This window comes from Corallococcus sp. Z5C101001, assembly GCF_007352635.1.
Taxonomy (GTDB): Bacteria; Myxococcota; Myxococcia; order Myxococcales; family Myxococcaceae; genus Corallococcus; species Corallococcus silvisoli.
Genome location: NZ_VKLU01000008.1, coordinates 39,291 through 57,564, shown reverse-complemented (window position 1 = coordinate 57,564; position 18,274 = coordinate 39,291). Strand labels below are relative to the sequence as shown.

Sequence of the window (18,274 nt, the reverse complement as noted above, 5' to 3'; positions counted from 1 at the left end):
GAGCATGGGTGGCACCTCCGGATGCGCACCTCTCGCCCTGTCCTCGTCACCGTCGCGGTGGTCGTCCTCGCCGTGGGCCTGTTCCTCGCACTGCGCTCGTCAGCGCCCTCCGCGCCACCAGCGCCAGCGCCAGTGGTTGCCCAGGCTCCCGCGCCGCCGTTGGACGCGGGGAGCACGGTGGCGCCGGCGCCGGTGAAGACGGTGGAGGCGCCGCCCGCGAAGCCGAATCACTTCGTGGGCTCGCAGGTGTGCGCGGACTGCCACGAAACGCAGCACGCCGGCTGGAAGCACGACTGGCACGCGCGCGCGCTTTCGCCCGCGGCGAAGCCATACGTGGTGGGCACGTTCGCGGCGGGCACGCATTTCCAGGGCGAGTCCAGCGAGGCGTGGATGCGCCGCGACGGGAAGAACTACCTGATGCGCACCAAGGGCGCGGACGGGAACCTGGGCGAGTGGCCGGTGCAGTGGGTGGTGGGCGGCAAGCGGATGCAGGACCCCATCACGCTGCTCCCGGACGGGCGCTGGCAGGTGCTGCCGGTGTACTTCCACGTGACGGGCAAGGGCGAGTGGGTGGACTACTCGGAGAAGAAGCAGGGGGCGCTGGCGCCGGACCACCCGTTCTTCTGGGCGAACTTCCGCCGCAGCGCGCAGCATGCGTGCCTGGACTGCCACGTGACGGGGCTGGACACGCGCTATGACCGGGCGAGCCACCAGTGGGAGACGAAGTTCGCGGACGCGGGCGTCGCGTGCGAGTCCTGTCACGGGCCCGGGGGGCGGCACGCGGAGTCGCAGGCGCCGGCGGACATCATCCAGCCGCGGAAGCTGCCCAAGGAGGAGGGCTTCGCGGTGTGCGCGCAGTGCCACGGGCCGCGCCGCACGCTGTTCCCCATGCTGGACGCCGAGCACCGCTTCCAGCCTGGCCAGCGCTATGACGCGAGCTACCAGCCCATGGTGCTGCTGGTGGGCAACGAGCGCTCCGGTGACTTCTTCACCGACGGGCGTCCCAGCACCTCCAGCTTCGAGTACCAGGCGCTCATCCAGTCCCAGTGCCACCTGAAGGGAGGGGCCACGTGCCTGACGTGCCACGCGGCGCCGCACGACCCGAGCGCCCCCAACGAGGTGAAGAAGCCGAAGACGGCCGTGGCGCGCACGGCGGTGAACGCGGCGACGTGCCAGGGCTGTCACGCGGAGGTGATGGCGCAGGGAGAGAAGCACACGCACCACAAGGCGGCCGCGGCGCAGGACTGCCTCGCGTGTCACATGCCGCCGGTGGTGTCGGGCGTGCTGGACCACTTCGCGGACCACGCGCTGGACGTGCCGGTGCCGCGGAACACGGCGCGCCATGACGTGCCCAACGCGTGCAACACCTGCCACACGAAGGAGACGCCGGACGCGATGGAGCAGGCGTTGACGAAGTGGTGGCCCCAGGCGGAGGTGCGTCAGCAGCGGCGGATCCGGCTGGCGGACGCGTTCGACGAGAAGACGGCGGCGGCAAGCCGGGGTTCGCTGGAGGCGGTGCTGGCGGACACGGCGGAGGCGGCGACGCTGCGGGGCGTGGCGGCGCAGCTCCTGGCGCGCCGGTTCAAGCACGACGCGGTGCCGGCGCTGCGGGCGGCGCTGAAGGGCACGACGGACAGCACGCTGCGCTCGGACATCATCGACGGGCTGGGCAGCGCGAACGCGCGTGAGGCGACGGAGGACCTGGTGGCGCTGTTGCAGGATGGCTCGCTGTGGGTGCGGCAGGGCGCGGCGCTGACGCTGGCCGCGTTCGGAGACAGGCGGGGCGTCCCCGCGCTGGAGATGCTGGCCCAGGCGCCGGAGACGCGGGGGCTGGTGCAGCCGCACGTGATGCTGGGGCAGCTGGCGATGCGCCGCCGGGACGTGGCCACCGCGACGCGTGAGTTCGAGCAGGCGCTGGACCTGCAGCCCTACAACGCGGATGTGCTGGTGCGGCTGGCCGACCTGTACATGGTGCAGGGCGACGTGGCGAAGGGCCGCGAGCGGCTGGAGGAAGCGCTCCGCTTCGACCCGCAGAGCCGCCCCGCGAAGCAGCGGCTGGGCATGATGCCGGCGCCGTGAGCGCTCAGTGCCGGACGGCGAGGATGCGCCGCCCCGGCACGTCCACGGCGTAGGTCGCGCCCATGTCCATGAGGGGCCCCTGCTTCTCGCAGAGCTGGGGCTTGAGCGCGCGCGGATGGAGCGCAGGCACACAGCCAGGGGCAGCCCGCGCATCCAGCGCCCCCCGTGTCGAGGATATCCAGACGTGGATTCCTTCCTCCCAAGCACTTGAGAGGAATTGAACCTTCACCCAACCCCACCGGGAAGCCGCACCGTCTCTCGGCGGAGATGGCGCTCAACCTCGTCACGGTGCGGGCGGAGGAGGAACAGACCAGGGCGGAGCTCCGCGACGTCATGCCCGCCCGGCGCACGGACCTGAACTCGCTCCCTCCCTCCAGGACAGAAGCCCTTCCGACGCACGCGACGCACCTTGGGCCAACCCCTGTTGCAACCCACGCGTCAGGACGTGCCATGAACTCGCGAATCAGGAAGCACCCCCGCTCCTCTCCGCAGACCCTCCTGTGCCTGGGATTGCTGGGCCTCTCCGCTCCCGCCTGGGCGGCGGCCCCCCTCGGCTTCGCGCCCCCCGTGAACAGCGTCACCTCCCCGGGCCCCGAGGCCGTCACCGTGGGTGACTTCAACGCCGATGGACGGCTCGACGCCATCACCGCCAACCCCTCCGACAACAGCCTCTCCGTCCTCCTGGGCAACGGCGCCGGCGGCTTCGCCCCGGCCCCGAAGCGCGTGCCCTTCAACCCAGACACCTTCCCCAACGCCGTCATCACCGGCGGCTTCGGCGGGGCCAACACGCTCGACGTCGCGTACGTGGGCACCCGCGTCCTCGAGACGCTGAACGGCGACGGCGTGGACGGCTTCACGTCCTCCAGCCAGACCCTCATCCTCCCCCAAGGGGAATCCCTGCGCGGCATCACCTCCGCGAACTTCAACGGAGACACGCGCATCGACGTGGCGACCCTGTCCGCCCAGCCGCGCGTCGTCATCCTGCTCAACCAGGGGACGGGGGCGCCGCCGCAGACCCTCTTCCTGCCGCTGTCCGCGCCCGCCGTGGACCTCGCGGCGGCGGACATCACCGGTGACGGCCATCCAGACCTCGTCACCGTGGACGCCTCCGGCCTCGTCACCCTCCTGGGCGGCAGGGGCGACGGCGCCTTCTATCCAAACAAGACCTATCCCAGCGCCGGGGGCGCGACCCGCGTGCTCCTGGCGGACGCCACCGGGGATGGCCGCAAGGACATCCTCGTCGCGGGCAACGGCTTCGTGTCCGTCCTGCCCGGCAACGGCAACGGCGAGTTCGGCGAGGCCCGCACCCTCTCCACCCAGGTCAACGCCACCGCCTTCGCGGCCGCGGACCTGAACCTCGACGGGTTCGTGGACGTGGCCCTCGCCTCCAGCGCCGCGTCCGGCATCACCGTGCTCCTCAACCCGGGCGACGGGGTCTTCGGTCAACCCACGACCCTGCCCACGAACCACCCGGTCTCCGCGCTGACGACGGGCGACTTCAACTCCGACGGGAAGCCGGACCTCATCGCGGCCCAGCGCGCGGGCAACACCGTCTCCGTGTTCCTCAACACCTCCACGGCGCTGAAGGCGGACGCCCGGGTGCAGCTCTTCGCCGGGCCCAACCTGGGCCTGCTCACGCCCTACATCCGCTACGAAGTGCGCGTCACCAACAACGGCCCCGCGGTGATGAACGCCGCCACCGTGCGCTCCGCCCTGCCCGCCGGGCTGTCCGCCAGCTCCAGCGAATGCACGGCGTCCTCCGGCACCGTCACCTGCGGCTTCGGGCCCCTGGCGGTCGGCGCCACCCAGTCGCGCTTCTTCACCGTCCCCCTGGGCCTGCTCAACATCGGGCTGCCGTACACCGTGACGGCCACCCGCGTGGCGGGGGAGCCCGAGGATCCGAACGCCGCCAACAACCAGGACTCGCGCCGCTGCACCGCGATCAGCATCCTGCTCGTCTCCTGCGATTGAGGGCCACGGCCCTGGCATGTCCTGGGTCCCGCGGTGCCATCCGGGACCCCGGGCATGTCTGTCCATTCACTGATGAGCAGTCACCCGCGTGTCTGTGTTGTCCATTGGAGCAGTGGGGGCGCGAACCCGTGGCGGGGGGGTGGCTTCGCCCCTACCTGGGGAGCACCCCTTATGAACGCACTTCTGTTCGCAGCCCTGCTGGCCCAGACCGGAACCCCCGGCGCGGTTCCCGCTCAGCCCGGCTCCGGACACCCCGTGGCCCTGGCGCAGAACACCGCGCCCATGCAGCGCGCCCCCCAGGCTCCCGCGCCGGCCACGCCCACCGCGCCCGCGACGAACGCGCCCCCGCCCACCGCGCCGGCCCCCAACGCAGCCTCGCCAAACACGCGGGCGCCTGTCCCCCGCGCGCCGAACGCTCCCGCACGGGAAGCCCCTCGCGCCGGCACGCCCGCGGCCCAGGACCCGGACTCCGTCCCGGAGGTGCCACCCCCCTTCCACGCGGACGTGTCGGATCCGCTGCTGGCGCCGGTGCCTCCCGCCCCCCTTCAGCTCCAGTCCTGGAACGAAGCGCTCACGCTGCTGCGCCAGCGCTCCACCGACCTCCAGGCGGCGCTGGGCCAGGTGGAGGCGGCCGCGGGCGCGTGGCGCATCGCGCTCTCCAACCTGCTGCCCAACGTCAGCGGCAACCTGTCCGCCCAGTACAACCTGCTCAACCCGAGCTTCATCTTCTTCGACGGGGGGACGGTGCCGACGAGCGGGGCCGGCAGCACCCCCACGGACCTGCTGGGCGTGGGCGTCCTCAACGCGACCGTGCCGGTGGTGGACCTGGCCAGCCTCTATGCCCTGGGCAGCGCGAAGCAGACGCGGCGCACCGCCGCCCTGTCCCTGGCGGAGACGCGCCGGCAGCTCACCCGGGGGCTCGCGCAGGCCCTGGTGTCGGTGTCCTCCATGGAGCGGCTGGCGGAGGTCAACCGCGTCAACCTGCGCACCGCGCTGGAGCGGCTGTCGCTCGCGCAGCGCCGCTTCGACCTGGGCGCCGGCACCCGGCTGGACGTCGTGCGCGTGGAGCAGGACGCGCAGACCGCCCGCCGCAACCTCGTCACCGGTGACGAGAACCTGCGCAAGGCCCGCGAGTCCCTGGGGCTCGCCCTGGGCACCCCGGGCGCGGTGGGGCTCAGACAGGGCCTGGAGCTGACCACGCTCCTCCAGGGCACGAGCCAGTCCTGTCACACGCTGGAGTCGCTGTCGAACCGGGCGGACATCGCCGCCTCGCGCTCCCGGCTGCTGGTGGCGGAGCGCGCCATCGGCGAGGTGAAGCGGCAGTACGCCCCCACCCTGGACCTCACCAGCGGCACCTATGCCTTCACCGTCAACCCGGGCTTCGCCAAGGTCCCCATCTGGAACGTCGGCGCCAGCCTGGTGCTGCCCTTCTGGGATGGCGGCGCGCGCGAGGGCCGGCTGCGCCAGGCGCGCGGCCAGCTGGAGCAGGCCCACGCGGACATCACCGCGCGCGAGCGCAACATCGCCGTGGAGGTGACGCAGGCGAAGCGCGCCGTGCAGGTGACGCTGGCGACGCGCGAGCTGGCGGACCGCGAGCGCCAGCTGGCGGAAGAGAATGACCGGCTCACCCGCCGCAGCTTCGAGGTGGGCACCGGAACGAGCCTGGAGCTGGTGGAGTCGGCCGGGGCCCTGCGGCAGGCGGAGCTGGATCTGGTCATCACCGACTTCCAGTTCCACCAGGCCCAGGTGGATGCATTCCTGTCGGAGGCAGCATGCGATTGGTGAGGGGCGGTTGGGGTACGTGGGGGCTCGTCCTCGCGCTGGCGGGAGCATGCAGCGGCAAGGACCCCGGCCAGTCCACGCCCGGCGGGGGGCCGCAGGCGGGCAAGCAGAGCCAGGGCGGCGGCAAGCCCGTGTCCGTGCAGGTGCTCCAGGTGAAGCCCGGCACGGTGCGCGACATCGGCGAGTACGTGGGCACGCTCATCTCCCGGCGCAGCATCACCATCTACCCGCAGGTGGCCGGCTACGTGAAATCCATCCCCATCCGCCCTGGCGTCCCGGTGAAGACCGGGCAGGTGCTGCTGGTGGTGGATCCGCGCCAGGAGCAGGCCAACCTGCGCGCGACCCAGGCCCAGAAGTCCTCCGCCGTCGCCAGCCGCGAATACGCGCGCCGGACGCGCGAGCGCAGCGCGCAGCTGCTCAAGGAAGGGCTCGTCAGCCGCCAGGACTACGAACAGGCCGTGGCCCAGGCGGAGCAGGCCGACGCCCAGGCCCAGGCGGTGGAGGCGCAGATCCAGAACCAGCAGGTGCAGCTGGGGTTCTTCAACGTGAGCGCCCCCTTCGACGGCGTCGTCGGCGACATCCCGGTGAAGCTGGGCGACTACGTCACGCCCCAGACGGGCCTCACCATCGTGGACCAGGCCGAGCTGCTGGAGCTGTCCGTGCAGGTGCCGGTGGACCAGGCCGCGCGCGTGAAGCTGGGCCAGACGCCGCTGGAGGTGGTGGACGTGGACGGGAAGGCGCTCGTGCGCGCGCCCGCGTTCTTCATCGCCAGCACGCCCAACCCCACCACCCAGCTGGTGGAGGTGAAGGCCGCCTTCCGGAACACCGGAGGGCTGAGGGCCGGCCAGCTGGTGCGCGCGCAGCTGGTCTACGACGTGCGCGAGGCCTTGACCATGCCCACCACCGCGGTGACACGGCAGGGCAGCCAGTCCTTCGCCATGGTGGTGGGCCAGGGCGACGCCGGCACCGTGGCGAAGCGCCAGCCGGTGACGCTGGGGCTCGTCGAGGGCAACGACTACGAGGTCCTGAAGGGCCTGGACGCGGGCACGCAGGTGGTCATCAGCGGCGTGCAGCAGCTGCGCGACGGCATGCCCATCCAGCCCAGGCCCGCAGAACCGAAGCAGGGCCAGAGCGAAGCCATGCCCCTGCCGCCGCCACAGGGCACGGGCGGCGGCGCGGACGCGGGTCGGTAGGGGGCCGCCATGCACTTCTCCGACTTCTTCATCCGGCGCCCCGTCTTCGCGAGCGTGGTGTCCATCCTCATCACGCTCGTGGGCGCCATCTCCATCCCCGGCCTCCCCATCGAGCAGTACCCGGAGCTGGCGCTGCCGCAGGTGCAGATCACCGCCACGTACACCGGCGCGTCCGCGGAGACGGTGGAGAGCTCCGTCACCACGGTGCTGGAGCGCCAGCTCAACGGCATGGAGGGCATGCGCTACCTGGCCTCCACCAGCACCGACGACGGCCAGTGCTCCATCATCGCCACCTTCGACCCGTCGCGAGACCCGGACCTGGCGGCGGTGGACGCGCAGAACCGCGTGGCCACCGCCACGCCGCAGCTCCCCGCGCAGGTCAACGCCCTGGGCATCACCGTGCGCAAGGCGCAGACGCAGCTGCTCGTGGCCTTTGGCATCTTCGACAAGGAGAAGCGCTACGACCCGGAGTTCCTCAGCAACTACGCGGACGTCTTCATCCGCGACGCGCTCCTGCGCGTGAAGGGCGTGGGCGACGTGCGCATCTTCGGCGAGCGCCGCTTCGCCATGCGCCTGTGGCTGGACCCCACGGAGCTGGCCCGGCGCAAGCTCACCGCCCAGGACGTGGTCCTCGCGCTGCAGGAGCAGAACGTCCAGGTGGGCGCTGGCAAGGTGGGCCAGGCGCCCACCGCCAGCGACCAGGCGTACCAGCTGTCCCTCCAGGTGAACGGGCAGCTGTCGTCCGCCAAGGAGTTCGAGAACATCGTCGTGCAGCGCGGGGCGGACGGCGCCCTGGTGCGCATCCGCGACGTGGGCCGCGCGCAGCTGGGCGCGGAGAGCTACACGCAGCTCCTGCGCTTCGACGGGCAGGACGCGGTGGGGCTGGGCATCACCCAGCTGCCGCGCTCCAACGCGCTGCAGGTGCGCGAGGGCGTGGAGGCGGAGCTCAAGCGGCTGTCGGTCAACTTCCCCCCCGGCCTCACCTACAAGGTGGCGTTCGACACGACGCTCGCGGTGAGCGCGTCCATCCGGGAGGTGCTCCAGTCGCTGGGCGAGGCCATCCTGCTGGTCATCATCGTCATCTTCATCTTCCTGCACGGCTGGCGCAGCGTGCTGGTCGCGGTGACGACGCTGCCGGTGTCGCTGGTGGGCACGTTCATGTTCGTGAACGCGTTCGGCTTCTCCCTCAACACGCTGACGCTGTTCGGCCTGACGCTGGCCACGGGCCTGGTGGTGGATGACGCCATCGTCGTCATCGAGAACGTCGAGCGCGTGATGGAGCACGACAAGCTGGACGCGCACACGGCCACCTCCCGAGGCATGCAGCAGGTGTCCGGCGTCGTGGTGGCCACCGCGCTGGTGCTCTCCGCGGTGTTCATCCCGGTGTCGTTCTTCCCCGGCACGACGGGCGCCATCTACCGCCAGTTCGCCCTCACCATCGCCTTCTCCATCAGCCTCTCCGCGCTGGTCGCCCTCACCCTGTCCCCCGCGCTGTGCGCGCGCCTGCTGCGCGCCAACGAGGGCAAGAAGTTCCTGCTGGCGCGCAAGTTCGACGACGGGCTGGATTCGCTCCGGCGCGGCTATGGGAAGCTGCTGGGCTTCATGCTGGGCAAGGCGCGCTGGCTCGTCGTCGCCGCGTTCGTCGTGTTCCTCGCCGCCACCGGGCTGCTCTACCGCTCCGTGCCCAGCGGCTTCATCCCGGACGAGGACCAGGCCTACCTCATCGTCGCGGTGCAGGGCCCGGAGGGCACGTCGCTGGAGTACACGCGGCAGGTGCTCCTCCAGGTGGAGGCCATCCTCCACAAGCAGCCGGAGGTCATCGACATCTTCACCGTGGGCGGCTTCTCCCTGCTGGGCACGGGCGCCAACTACGGCTCGCTCTTCATCAACCTGAAGCCCTGGGAGGAGCGCAAGAAGAAGGAGGAGAGCGTCGCGTCCATGGTGGAGCGGCTGCGCGGCCCGCTGTCGCAGGTGGGCGGCGCGCGGGTGCTGCCGCTGCAACCGCCCGCCATCCGGGGCGTGGGCAGCGTGGGCGGCTTCGAGTTCGTGCTGGAGGACCAGGAGGGCGCCCACTCGCTGGAGGAGCTGGCGCAGGCGACCCAGGCGCTGGTGGGCAAGGCGAACCAGGAGCCCCGGCTGCGCGGCGTGTTCTCCGCGTACTCCGCGGGCTCACCCCAGCTCAACATCGAGGTGGACCGCGAGAAGGCCAAGGCGCAGGGCGTGCCCCTGAGCGCGGTGTTCTCCACGCTCCAGGTGTACATGGGCAGCCAGTACGTGAACGACTTCACCTTCGCCAACCGCGTCTACCGCGTGTTCGTGCAGGCGGCCATCCCCTTCCGCGACAACCCGAAGGACATCGGCAGCTTCTACGTGCGCTCGGACTCCGGAGGCATGGTGCCGCTGGAGGCGCTGGTGAAGCTCACCCCCGTCGCCACCGCGCAGACCATCAGCCACTACAACCTCTTCCGCGCCGCGAACATCAACGGCCAGGGCCGGCCCGGCGTCAGCACGGGCCAGTCACTGCAGATCATGGAGAACCTGGCCCAGCAGACGCTGCCCCCCGGCTTCACCTACGAGTGGACCGGCCTGTCCCTGGAGCAGAAGAGCGCGGGCAACACGGTGCTCGTCATCTTCGCGCTGGGCATCATCTTCGTCTTCCTGGTGCTGTCTGCCCAGTACGAGAGCTTCGCCCTGCCCTTCGTCGTCATGCTCGCGGTGCCCGTGGCGATGCTGGGCGCGCTGCTCCTGCAGACCCTGCGCGGGCTGGTGAACGACGTGTTCTGTCAGGTGGGCCTGGTGATGCTGGTGGGGCTCGCGTCGAAGAACGCCATCCTCATCGTGGAGTTCGGTGAACAGCTGCGCGCCCAGGGTCAGGGCGTGGTGGAGTCCGCCATCAACGCGGCGGAGACGCGGCTGCGCCCCATCCTGATGACGTCCTTCGCGTTCCTCTTCGGCGTGGTGCCGCTGATGCTGGCCAGCGGCGCGGGCTCCGCCGCGCGCAAGTCGCTGGGCACCACCGTCTTCGGCGGGATGCTCTTCTCCACCTTCGTCAACCTCATCTTCATCCCGGTGCTCTACGCCATCGTCGAAGGCGCTCGGACGAAGATCCTGAAACATCGAAAGCACGGCAACTCCACGGGCGGTCCACCGTCCCCGCCGTCGCCGCCACTCCCTCCCGAGGAGGAGCCGCCGCGACCCCAGCCCGCGTAGAAACCAGTCGGGAAGGACCCGCACTGGGAGCAAGCACTCTGGTGCGCTATCCGGCGCCGGAGCGCCTTGGTTATCCTTGGCCGACGCATGGCTTCTCCCCTGACTGTCGATGAGCGGCGTCGGTGGCTGTACACGTTGAAGCAGGCGCCCGCGCTGCGCCACACCCGCGCGTCCGTCCTCCTTCGCCTGCTGGGAAGGGCCCGGCTGGTGGAGCCCGCCGCGGGTGACGGCGTCTGCCGGGAAGGCGAGGAGGTGGACGGCATCTACCTCCTGCGCTCGGGCGAGTGGGAGGTGACGGCGGGAGGGTCCGTGCTCTTGCACCTGCGCTCGGGCATGTCGCTGGGCGTGGAGGCGCTCGCGCGGGGCACGTGGCCCGTCACGGTGACGGCGCGGTCCGCGTCGCACGCGCTGTTCATTCCCCGCGCGGAGCTGGACGCCGTGGCGGCCGCGCCCCGTCACGGCGGGGCGGGAGCGGGGAGCGGGCCGCGCGCGGAGGTGGTGACGTTCCGGACGCAGGGCCTGGAGCTGCCGCCCGCGGTGCTGTCCACGCTGGTGGAGCTGGTGGCGAAGGTGATGGTCCACGACTTCGGGGACCGGGTGCTGCTGGTGCGCGCCGGGACGAAGCGGACGGAGGGCGCGGTGCGCGGCGCGGATGGCGTGTACCGCCGCGCGGTGGGGCCGCGCGCGCGGGAGGCCGGGGGCGCGCCGTTCGTGGCCCCGGACGAGGACTTCGACTGCGTGCTGGTGGACGGGCTCGCGGTGCCGGAGGGCCTGGCCACGCGCGAGGTGCGGCTGGTGCCGCCCGAGGGGGAAGCGGACGCCGGGGAGCTCTCGCGAGCGCCGGTGCTGTCCACGGTGCTGCTGTCGCCGTGGCGCTCGCAGGGCAGCCCGACGCTGCGGGGCCGCTCGCTGCCGGACGAGGACGGCTGGGACGAGGCCGCGCCGCCGCCCGGGTGCCGGCTGCGGCTGGACTGGGAGCGGCTGGTGGCGCGCAGGGGGGATTCGCGGCCCCTGGCCGCGCTGGGGCTGGACGCGGGGACGCGGGATGCGCTGTCGCGGTGGGCGCGCGCCATCACCGGCCGGCGCGTGGGGCTGGCGCTCAGCGGCGGCGGCGTGTGGGGCTTCTACCACGTGCACCTGCTGCGGCGGCTGGCGGCGCTGGACGTGCCGGTGGACTTCCTCAGCAGCTCCAGCATGGGCTCCCTGGTGGGCGCGTACTTCTGCGGCACCGCGCGCGACGGGCGCGAGGGCCTGGATGGCCTGCGCCGGCTCCAGCACCGCGCGAAGGTCGGGCACCTGTCCGCGGCGGCGCTGTCCTCCGTGGTCACCACGCAGGCCATGGAGTGGCTGGTGCGAGGCGACCTGGGGGACCTGGCGCTGGAGGAGCTGCCCACGACCTTCCTGCCGGTGACGACGGACCTGTCCACGGGCCGGTGCGTGGTGCTGGAGAAGGGGCCGCTGGCGCTGGCGGTGCGGGCCAGCGGTTCGGCGCCGGGCGTGTGGGCGCCCACGCTCCAGCCGCCCGCGCGCTACGTGGACGGGGCCTTCACCAGCATGGTGCCGGTGGACGTGCTGCTCGACGCGGGCGCGGACCTGGTCTTCTCCAGCAACATCTTCCCCATGGGCCACCACCACGCCGCGCGGCCGCTGCTGCCCGGGGCGGTGGGGCTGTTCCTCTCCGCGCTCAACCCGGTGGCGCGGGCCAAGGACCTGCTGGCCAGCGGCGTGCTGCTGCTGCACCGCAGCGGCGACCTGGAGTCGGCGCGCGGGGACCTGCGCTATGACGTGGGCCCGCGCGACCATCCGCTGCTCGGGTCCATGCGCTTCTCGCACGTGGACGACGTGCTGGACGAGGCCGCGCGCGACATGGACCTGGAGCAGAAGCTGCTGGAGCTCAAGCAGGCCTGGGAGTCGCTGCGCGTGCGCCGCAACACGGGCGGCGGAAGGAGGGCCGCGTGATTCCCGTCCGCATCCTGGGCACCGCGAGCGTGCTCCCCGGCCCGCCGGTGACGACCGCCGCGCTGTGCGAGCGCGTGGGGCGCGACGCGGCGGAGGTGGAGAAGAAGACGGGCATCCGCACGCGGCACTTCGCCCCGGCGGGCACGCGGGCGGCGGATCTGGGGGCCCAGGCCCTGCGGGGCGCGCTGGAGGCGGCGGGCCTGGAGGCGTCCGCGCTCAAGCGCATCCTCTTCGTGTCGTCCATGGGCGGGGACGTCACCACGCCGGCCAACGGCAGCCGGGTGGCGGCGGCGCTGGGGCTGTCGGGCACCTGCGACGCCATGGACGTGGGCAACGCGTGCATGGGGTTCCTGAGCGCCTTCGACCTGGCGGCGCGCTCGGTGGCGACGGGGCTGGGGCCGGTGGGCGTGGTGTCCGTGGAGCTGCTGTCGCGCACGACGCGGCCGGAGGACCCCCGGCCCTACCTGGTGCTGGGCGACGCGGCGGCGGCGGTGGTGCTGGGCGACGCGCGGCCGGGCGAGGGCGTGCTGGGCGCCGCCTTCGGCAACGACGGCACGCTCCCGCCGGACGTCGTGCTGGAGAACCCGCGCATGACGGGCCGGCCGGAGGGCATGCGCTTCCTCACGCCATCCCGGGACATGACGCGCGTGGCGCTGGGAGCGCTGAAGCGCGCGGCGTCGGAGGTGCTTCAGCGGGCGGGGCTGACGGTGGCGGACGTGGCGTGGGTGCTGACGCACCAGCCCAACGGCAGCATGCTCGCGGCCATCCTCCAGGCGCTGGAGGTGCCGCCCGAGAAGAGCGTGACGGTGGTGGACACGGTGGGCAGCGTGGGTTCCGCGTCCCTCGGGACGGGGTTGGACCGGCTGTGGCGCACGCGGCCGGTGAAGCCCGGGGACCGGGTGCTGCTGGTGGGCGTGGGCGCGGGCGTGGCGCACGGCGCGGTGCTGTACCGGGTGGGCGGATGACGGCGGTGGCCGTGGCGGCGAGGGCCGCGTGGCTGGGGACGTTCCGCCTGCTCCAGCGCTACCACCGCTACGAGGTGGTGAACCTGGAGCCGCTCCTGAGGCCGGGCGCGAAGCTGCTGGTGGGCTACCACGGGCGGCCCCTGGCCACGGACCTGTGCATGCTGACGGTGACGCTGCACGACCGCCTGGGCTACCTGCCGCACGGCATCGCGCACGGCGCCTTCGACAGCATCCCCGGCATGCGGCAGGTGGCGGACGGGCTGGGCTTCGTCACGGGCGACGGGCCGCTGCTGGAGGAGGCGGTGGCGCGGGGCGAGCATGTCCTGGTGCAGCCGGGCGGCACGCGCGAGGGCTGCCGCGACTTCCGGCACCGCTACCGCGTGGACTGGGGGGACCGGCTGGGCTACCTGCGGCTGGCCGTGCGCCACCGGCTGCCCATCATCCCCATCGCGGGCCACGGCATGGACGACGCGTACGTGGGGCTGAATGACGGCTATGCCTGGGGCAAGCGCGTGGGGATGCCAGGACGTCTGCCGTTGTGGCTGGGCGTGGGCGCCACGGGGTTGTGGCCCCTGTCCCTGCCGTTCCCGGTGAAGATGACCCAGTGGGTAGGAGAGCCGCTGGCGTCCCATCTGGTCCCGGGCTTCGACGCGGGGGACCGGGAGTCCCTGCGGGCGGTGCACCGGGAGGTGACGGGCGCCGTGCAGGGGCTGCTGGACGCGGCGCGCGGCGGCTACCAGCGGACGCGGTAGGTGGCGGCGCGGCCCTCGCGCAGCTCCACCACCGTGGTCAGGCCCTTCACGCCGGTGGTCAGCGTTCCGAAGTGACAGATGGCGCCGATGAACTGCGGGTACGTCCCGCCCTCGTTCACCTTGATGCGGTAGTCCCGGTCCGCCAGCCGGTCCACCTCCACGTGGAGGAAGTTGCTGCCGGAGGCCAGGTTGCGCGACGTGCGCTCCAGGGCCCGCGCGGGGCCCAGCAGCTTCAGCACGCCGTGCAGCGCGCGGCCCATGTTCGTCTCGAAGTAGCCCGTGACGAACCGCTCGCCCAGCAGCCACTGCGCCTCGCCCATGGGGACGCCCGGGAACAGCTCCTCCGCGCCAATCTGGAGCAGCCGCTGCCAGATGGCGTTGGGATACGCGGGCTCCAGCTTCCGGTCCAGGTCCAGCCCCGCGGCCTTCAGCTTCGCGCGCAAGGGGCCTTCCAGCCGGCCCTTCAGGGCCAACAGCAGACCTTCGACCGTATGGCCGAAGACGATCTCGGACGGGTTCGACACAAGGGGCTCCTGTGACACGTCTCGGGGGATGACGTGGCTCGGTGCCCACTGGTTAGACCGTCGCGGACTTGTGAACAACCCCTACATCCCCAGGGTGATGACGATTTCGACCGGGAGACACCCTGACAGGTCCCGTGCCGCGTAAAGCCCCCGCCCCTGCTTCGTGGATTCATCAACAGACACCCCTCCCTGACGTCACACGTCGTTTCGCGGCCCGTTGCGGCAATGATTGCCCGTCTGTCCAAGGGACAGGATGACACTACGACTGGGGGGACATCATGAGCTGGAGCATCAACATTCCCGTGGTGAGTACTCTCAAGCTCGCCCTGGGCAATGCCGCGCACGACCAGGCGCTGGGCAACGCGGACCTGGGCGGGAGCAAGCCCATCCCCATTCCGGGCGGACAGGTGTCCCTGGGGGCGGCGCTGAAGGCCTCCGTGGAGCTCTTCAACGACCCGGATGACAAGGACGCGCACGGCATCATCGGCGTCGCCCCGAAGGAGTCGGACGGCTCCACGGTGGAGCCGCTCTACTCACCGGATGGGACCGCGTGCTGGCTGAAGTACGCGGCCCAGCTGGACGCGGAGGCCACGGGCGTGGGCCCCTTTCCCTTCGTCGAGCTGAGCGGCGGGGGCACCGTCCAGGTGCTGGTGACGGACTACCGGCAACACACCGCGACCCAGACGCTGGAGGCCGCGCTGGGCGCGGACGCGAAGTCCCTGCGGCTGCCCTTCCTGGTGGGGGACGTGCAGGCGCTGCGGCCCGGGGACGCGCTGTCCTTCCAGTCCGCCCTGGAGCTGAAGGCCGGGGTGAAGGTGTCCTGGTCCATCCTCAGCGGCTCCCTGGCGTCCGCGCTCGCGAAGCGCCTGGCCGGGAACCTGGTGTTCGACTTCAAGGTGGAGGCGGGCGCGTCCATTGGAGGCACGGTGTCGCTCAAGGACGAGTTCCGGCTCGTCTTCTCCCGCCCGACGGTCGACGGGCCGTTCCGCGTGTCGGTTCGCAAGGCCACCTCGGACTCCGCCGGGACCCAGGTGGGGGTGGGCGTCACGCTGCAGTACTCCTCGCCGCTGCTCGCCGCGATCCTCGGCGCCGTGGACTCGCGGGTGCAGGACGCGTTGAAGCTCGTGGAGGGGCTGGAGAACAACGCCCTCACGCCCGTGCTCCTCCAGGTCGCGGGCGCCGCGCTGAAACAGCTGGGCTTCCTGAAGTCGTCGGACCTCACGCTGGCGTCCATCCGGGCCGCCTACGACGAGCTGAAGGCCTTCGTCGATTCGGTCGTGAGCGGGGCGCTCAAGGCCGCCTTCACCTACGAGTACGTCCGGAGCACCGAGGACTCGACGCTGATGGAGCTGGAGGTCCCCGCGGATCAGCTGGCGGCCGCGCACGGCGACTTCATCTCCGGGGACCTCGCCTCCATCCAGAGCCGCGTGAAGAACGCGTGGCTGAAGCGCTACTTCCACATGAAGACCGTCGAGTCCGAGCGCTCCTGGGGCCTGGGCCTGAGCTGGCGCGACGTCAACTTCGCCACGCAAGAGGACCGGCGGAAGCTCAAGGCCGTCGTCCAGCACGCGTCGCGCGACCACCGCAACGGCCCGCGCCGCTACGCCTTCCTGGGCGCCCGGAGCTATTCCAGCTCCGGCCTCCTGTACGGGGGGAGGACCTCCAGCTGGGGCACCGACTTCAGCGCGCAGATGCCGCGCTACTCGCTCACGCCCAGCGCGGATGAGTTCGAGTTCGCCTTCTTCGCCCAGCGCAAGGTGGAGGACGCGCTGTCGAAGGAGCTGATCCAGGGCGAGCTGGACGCCGCCACCGTCTGGGGCGTCCTGCGCCCCGAGGACCTGGTGGAGCTGGTGGAGCGCTTCTTCCGCGTGGCCCCCGGCGGCACGCAGGCGTCCTCGCGGCTGGAGCTGCGGGTGGACACCGACAGCTTCCGGAAGCTGCTGGCGAAGCTCGGCACGGAGCCCGTCCTGGAGCGACAGGCCTTCGCGCGGGCCCTGGCGCGCGCGCTGCCCCGGGCCAACCAGCCCGTGCGCAGGAACATCGACCGGAGGGAAGAGCTCTACACGCCGCTCTGGGACGCCTACCTGAAGGACGGCGGGAGGGATTGGACGCGGGACCGCGCCAGGGCGAACGTGGGGTATCACCTGAAGACCCACGCCGGGGCGGACGGCGCCTCCGCCGCGCAGTGGGAGTTGAGCGGGCTCACCGGCACGTTCTCGGACGTGCTCGAGCAGTCGTCGCGCTACGGGGGCGACATCGGAGGCAGGCCGTACGGGAAGGTGCATGCCTTCTGGAAGGACCTGCTCGACAAGCTCAGCGCGCTGAACAAGGCCATCCAGAGCGAGACCGTCATCCCGGAGAGCGACGCGACCTCCGTCGTGCAGCAGGCCTTCGTGGCCCTGGACGACCTGGTCTGCGACGACTTCCGCGTCGCCGCGTTCATGGGCTGGCTCGACATGCTCGGCAAGCGGTGGGGCCTGGAGGCGGGCATGCAACGGAGCCTGACCATTGAAGTGGGTGAAAAGCGGTTCGTCACGTCGCACGGCTGAAGTCCCTTCCGGAAAGACCGAACCCCCATGGCGACCTTCTCGGATACGACCACGCGCCGGATTCAACTGGGTGCGCTGGCGCTGTTGCTGACGGAAGTGCTCCTCTGCGCCCTCCAGGTCGGAGGCCTGTCCCCACAGAGCGTCGGGCTGGCGGTGTTCTGGCCGCTGGCCTGGCTGGGCCTGGGCGGGCTCCTGGGCTTCCTCTTCGGAATTCCCAAGGTGCTCCAGCAGGAGGCGGCGGACCCCACGCCGGGCTCCTCCCGCTACGTGCTCGGGGTGAACACGAACCTGGAGCAGATCTCCGACTGGCTCACGAAGCTGCTGATCGGCGTCGGGCTGGTGGAGCTGTCGCGCCTGCCCACCGCCATCGCGACGGTCGCGCTGGAGATGACGGGCAACACGCCGGGCCTGACCAAGTCCCTGGCGGAGGCCATCATCGTGCTCTTCTCCGTCGAGGGCTTCATCGGCGGCTACCTCTGCACGCGGCTCTATCTCCCGCGGGAGCTCCGCCGGGCGGATCAGGCGACGTACGACGAGGAGACCCGGGAGGCGCTCGCGCAGGCCCCGGTGCCCGTCCCCGAGGAGCGGCCGGAGGTCTCCGAAGCGCAGCAGAAGGCCGCCGAGCTTGTCACCGAGCGGCCCCTGCGGGACGTCCGTGGGCAGGACGTCCCCCTGTGGGCGCGCGCGCAGGCCATCCGGAACAACCCGGGCGAGGCCATCACCGCCTTTCGCTCGGCCATCGAGCTCGACCCCAAGAACCCCAAGCTCCGGGTGGAGCTCACCCGGCTGCTGAATCTCACCGGGAACCGGGAGGAAGCCTGGAGGCAGGTGCAAGAGGCCCATGCGCTCTTGAAGCCCCCCGGAAGCATCCGGCTCGCGGAGAGCGTCTACGACTGGCTGACGTACCTGCCGCTCTGGGAGGGCGCGGAGGGTGTCGCGAAGACGGTCCATTACGTCGACGAGTTCCGCGAGCGCTACCCCGGTGTCGCCGTGCCTGGCAGCATCCTCGTCAACCTGACCGCGGCCCATGGGCAACAAGCCCGCGCCCTGCTGGAGAAGGGCGTCCCCCGCGAGGCGCCCGAGTTCCGGGAGGTCCGTGCGAAGACCCTGAAGGCGCTCAACGAGACCCTGACCACGGGAGGGAGCAGGTGGGCACCCCGGCTGCGGCAGCTGCTCGACCCTCGCGCTCGTGGCAAGGCGCCCGACGACAACGACCTGGAGGTCTTCGAGTCGGACGACGAGTTCCGCGTCGCGCTGGGGCTCGCGCCCGTCCAGCAGGCCGCCTGACCC

Annotated in this window: 12 protein-coding genes; 10 read left to right on the top strand and 2 right to left on the bottom strand. The window is 71.7% G+C overall.

Annotated features, from left to right (window positions below):
- Positions 1-21 precede the first annotated feature (21 nt).
- Entirely contained in the window at positions 22-2,079 is a 2,058-nt protein-coding gene (locus FOF48_RS18120; protein ID WP_143903353.1) for a HEAT repeat domain-containing protein, read from the top strand.
- Positions 2,080-2,083: 4 nt separating this feature from the next.
- Here the strand turns inward: FOF48_RS18120 and FOF48_RS37130 are convergent, their stop codons facing one another.
- Complete coding sequence (locus FOF48_RS37130; protein WP_255442334.1) at positions 2,084-2,209, bottom strand: hypothetical protein; 126 nt, start codon at positions 2,207-2,209, stop codon at positions 2,084-2,086.
- A 320-nt stretch (positions 2,210-2,529) separates the two neighbouring features.
- On the opposite strand from FOF48_RS37130, the gene FOF48_RS18115 reads away from it, so the two are divergent.
- The 7 genes from FOF48_RS18115 to FOF48_RS18085 all read left to right on the top strand — a co-directional run bounded on the left by FOF48_RS18115 (position 2,530) and on the right by FOF48_RS18085 (position 13,911).
- Entirely contained in the window at positions 2,530-4,050 is a 1,521-nt protein-coding gene (locus FOF48_RS18115) for an FG-GAP-like repeat-containing protein (protein WP_161667106.1), read from the top strand.
- 171 nt (positions 4,051-4,221) lie between these two features.
- Complete coding sequence (locus FOF48_RS18110; protein WP_143903349.1) at positions 4,222-5,835, top strand: TolC family protein; 1,614 nt, start codon at positions 4,222-4,224, stop codon at positions 5,833-5,835.
- Positions 5,823-7,025, top strand: coding sequence for an efflux RND transporter periplasmic adaptor subunit (locus FOF48_RS18105; RefSeq protein ID WP_143903347.1), 1,203 nt, complete (start codon positions 5,823-5,825; stop codon positions 7,023-7,025). The genes FOF48_RS18110 and FOF48_RS18105 overlap by 13 nt, the downstream gene beginning before the upstream one ends.
- A gap of 9 nt (positions 7,026-7,034) precedes the next feature.
- Positions 7,035-10,235: an efflux RND transporter permease subunit gene (locus FOF48_RS18100; protein ID WP_143903345.1), complete on the top strand. Its 3,201-nt coding sequence runs from the start codon at positions 7,035-7,037 to the stop codon at positions 10,233-10,235.
- 87 nt (positions 10,236-10,322) lie between these two features.
- Positions 10,323-12,194: a cyclic nucleotide-binding and patatin-like phospholipase domain-containing protein gene (locus tag FOF48_RS18095; RefSeq protein WP_143903343.1), complete on the top strand. Its 1,872-nt coding sequence runs from the start codon at positions 10,323-10,325 to the stop codon at positions 12,192-12,194.
- A complete protein-coding gene (locus FOF48_RS18090) occupies positions 12,191-13,159 on the top strand; it encodes a 3-oxoacyl-ACP synthase III family protein (RefSeq protein ID WP_143903341.1) in 969 nt (322 codons plus the stop codon). The genes FOF48_RS18095 and FOF48_RS18090 overlap by 4 nt, the downstream gene beginning before the upstream one ends.
- Positions 13,156-13,911, top strand: coding sequence for a lysophospholipid acyltransferase family protein (locus tag FOF48_RS18085; protein WP_143903339.1), 756 nt, complete (start codon positions 13,156-13,158; stop codon positions 13,909-13,911). Before FOF48_RS18090 ends, FOF48_RS18085 begins: the two co-directional genes overlap by 4 nt.
- On the opposite strand, the gene FOF48_RS18080 is transcribed toward FOF48_RS18085, so the two are convergent.
- Positions 13,893-14,435 (bottom strand): DUF2378 family protein, encoded by a 543-nt coding sequence (locus FOF48_RS18080; RefSeq protein WP_143903337.1) that lies wholly within the window; start codon positions 14,433-14,435, stop codon positions 13,893-13,895. The genes FOF48_RS18085 and FOF48_RS18080 overlap by 19 nt on opposite strands.
- 278 nt (positions 14,436-14,713) lie before the next feature.
- On the opposite strand from FOF48_RS18080, the gene FOF48_RS18075 reads away from it, so the two are divergent.
- Together FOF48_RS18075 and FOF48_RS18070 are read left to right on the top strand one after the other, a co-directional pair.
- Positions 14,714-16,984, top strand: coding sequence for a hypothetical protein (locus tag FOF48_RS18075; RefSeq protein WP_143903335.1), 2,271 nt, complete (start codon positions 14,714-14,716; stop codon positions 16,982-16,984).
- Between the two features lie 27 nt (positions 16,985-17,011).
- Positions 17,012-18,271: a hypothetical protein gene (locus FOF48_RS18070; protein ID WP_143903333.1), complete on the top strand. Its 1,260-nt coding sequence runs from the start codon at positions 17,012-17,014 to the stop codon at positions 18,269-18,271.
- Positions 18,272-18,274: the final 3 nt, after the last annotated feature.

Excerpts from the sequence above, each read along its gene's own strand:
- FOF48_RS18085 (WP_143903339.1), top strand. The coding sequence starts at position 13,156 with ATGACGGCGGTGGCCGTGGCGGCGAGGGCCGCGTGGCTGGGGACGTTC.
- FOF48_RS18100 (WP_143903345.1), top strand. The coding sequence starts at position 7,035 with ATGCACTTCTCCGACTTCTTCATCCGGCGCCCCGTCTTCGCGAGCGTG.
- FOF48_RS18095 (WP_143903343.1), top strand. The coding sequence starts at position 10,323 with ATGGCTTCTCCCCTGACTGTCGATGAGCGGCGTCGGTGGCTGTACACG.
- FOF48_RS18120 (WP_143903353.1), top strand. The coding sequence starts at position 22 with ATGCGCACCTCTCGCCCTGTCCTCGTCACCGTCGCGGTGGTCGTCCTC.
- FOF48_RS18075 (WP_143903335.1), top strand. The coding sequence starts at position 14,714 with ATGAGCTGGAGCATCAACATTCCCGTGGTGAGTACTCTCAAGCTCGCC.
- FOF48_RS18105 (WP_143903347.1), top strand. The coding sequence starts at position 5,823 with ATGCGATTGGTGAGGGGCGGTTGGGGTACGTGGGGGCTCGTCCTCGCG.
- FOF48_RS18115 (WP_161667106.1), top strand. The coding sequence starts at position 2,530 with ATGAACTCGCGAATCAGGAAGCACCCCCGCTCCTCTCCGCAGACCCTC.
- FOF48_RS18110 (WP_143903349.1), top strand. The coding sequence starts at position 4,222 with ATGAACGCACTTCTGTTCGCAGCCCTGCTGGCCCAGACCGGAACCCCC.
- FOF48_RS18070 (WP_143903333.1), top strand. The coding sequence starts at position 17,012 with ATGGCGACCTTCTCGGATACGACCACGCGCCGGATTCAACTGGGTGCG.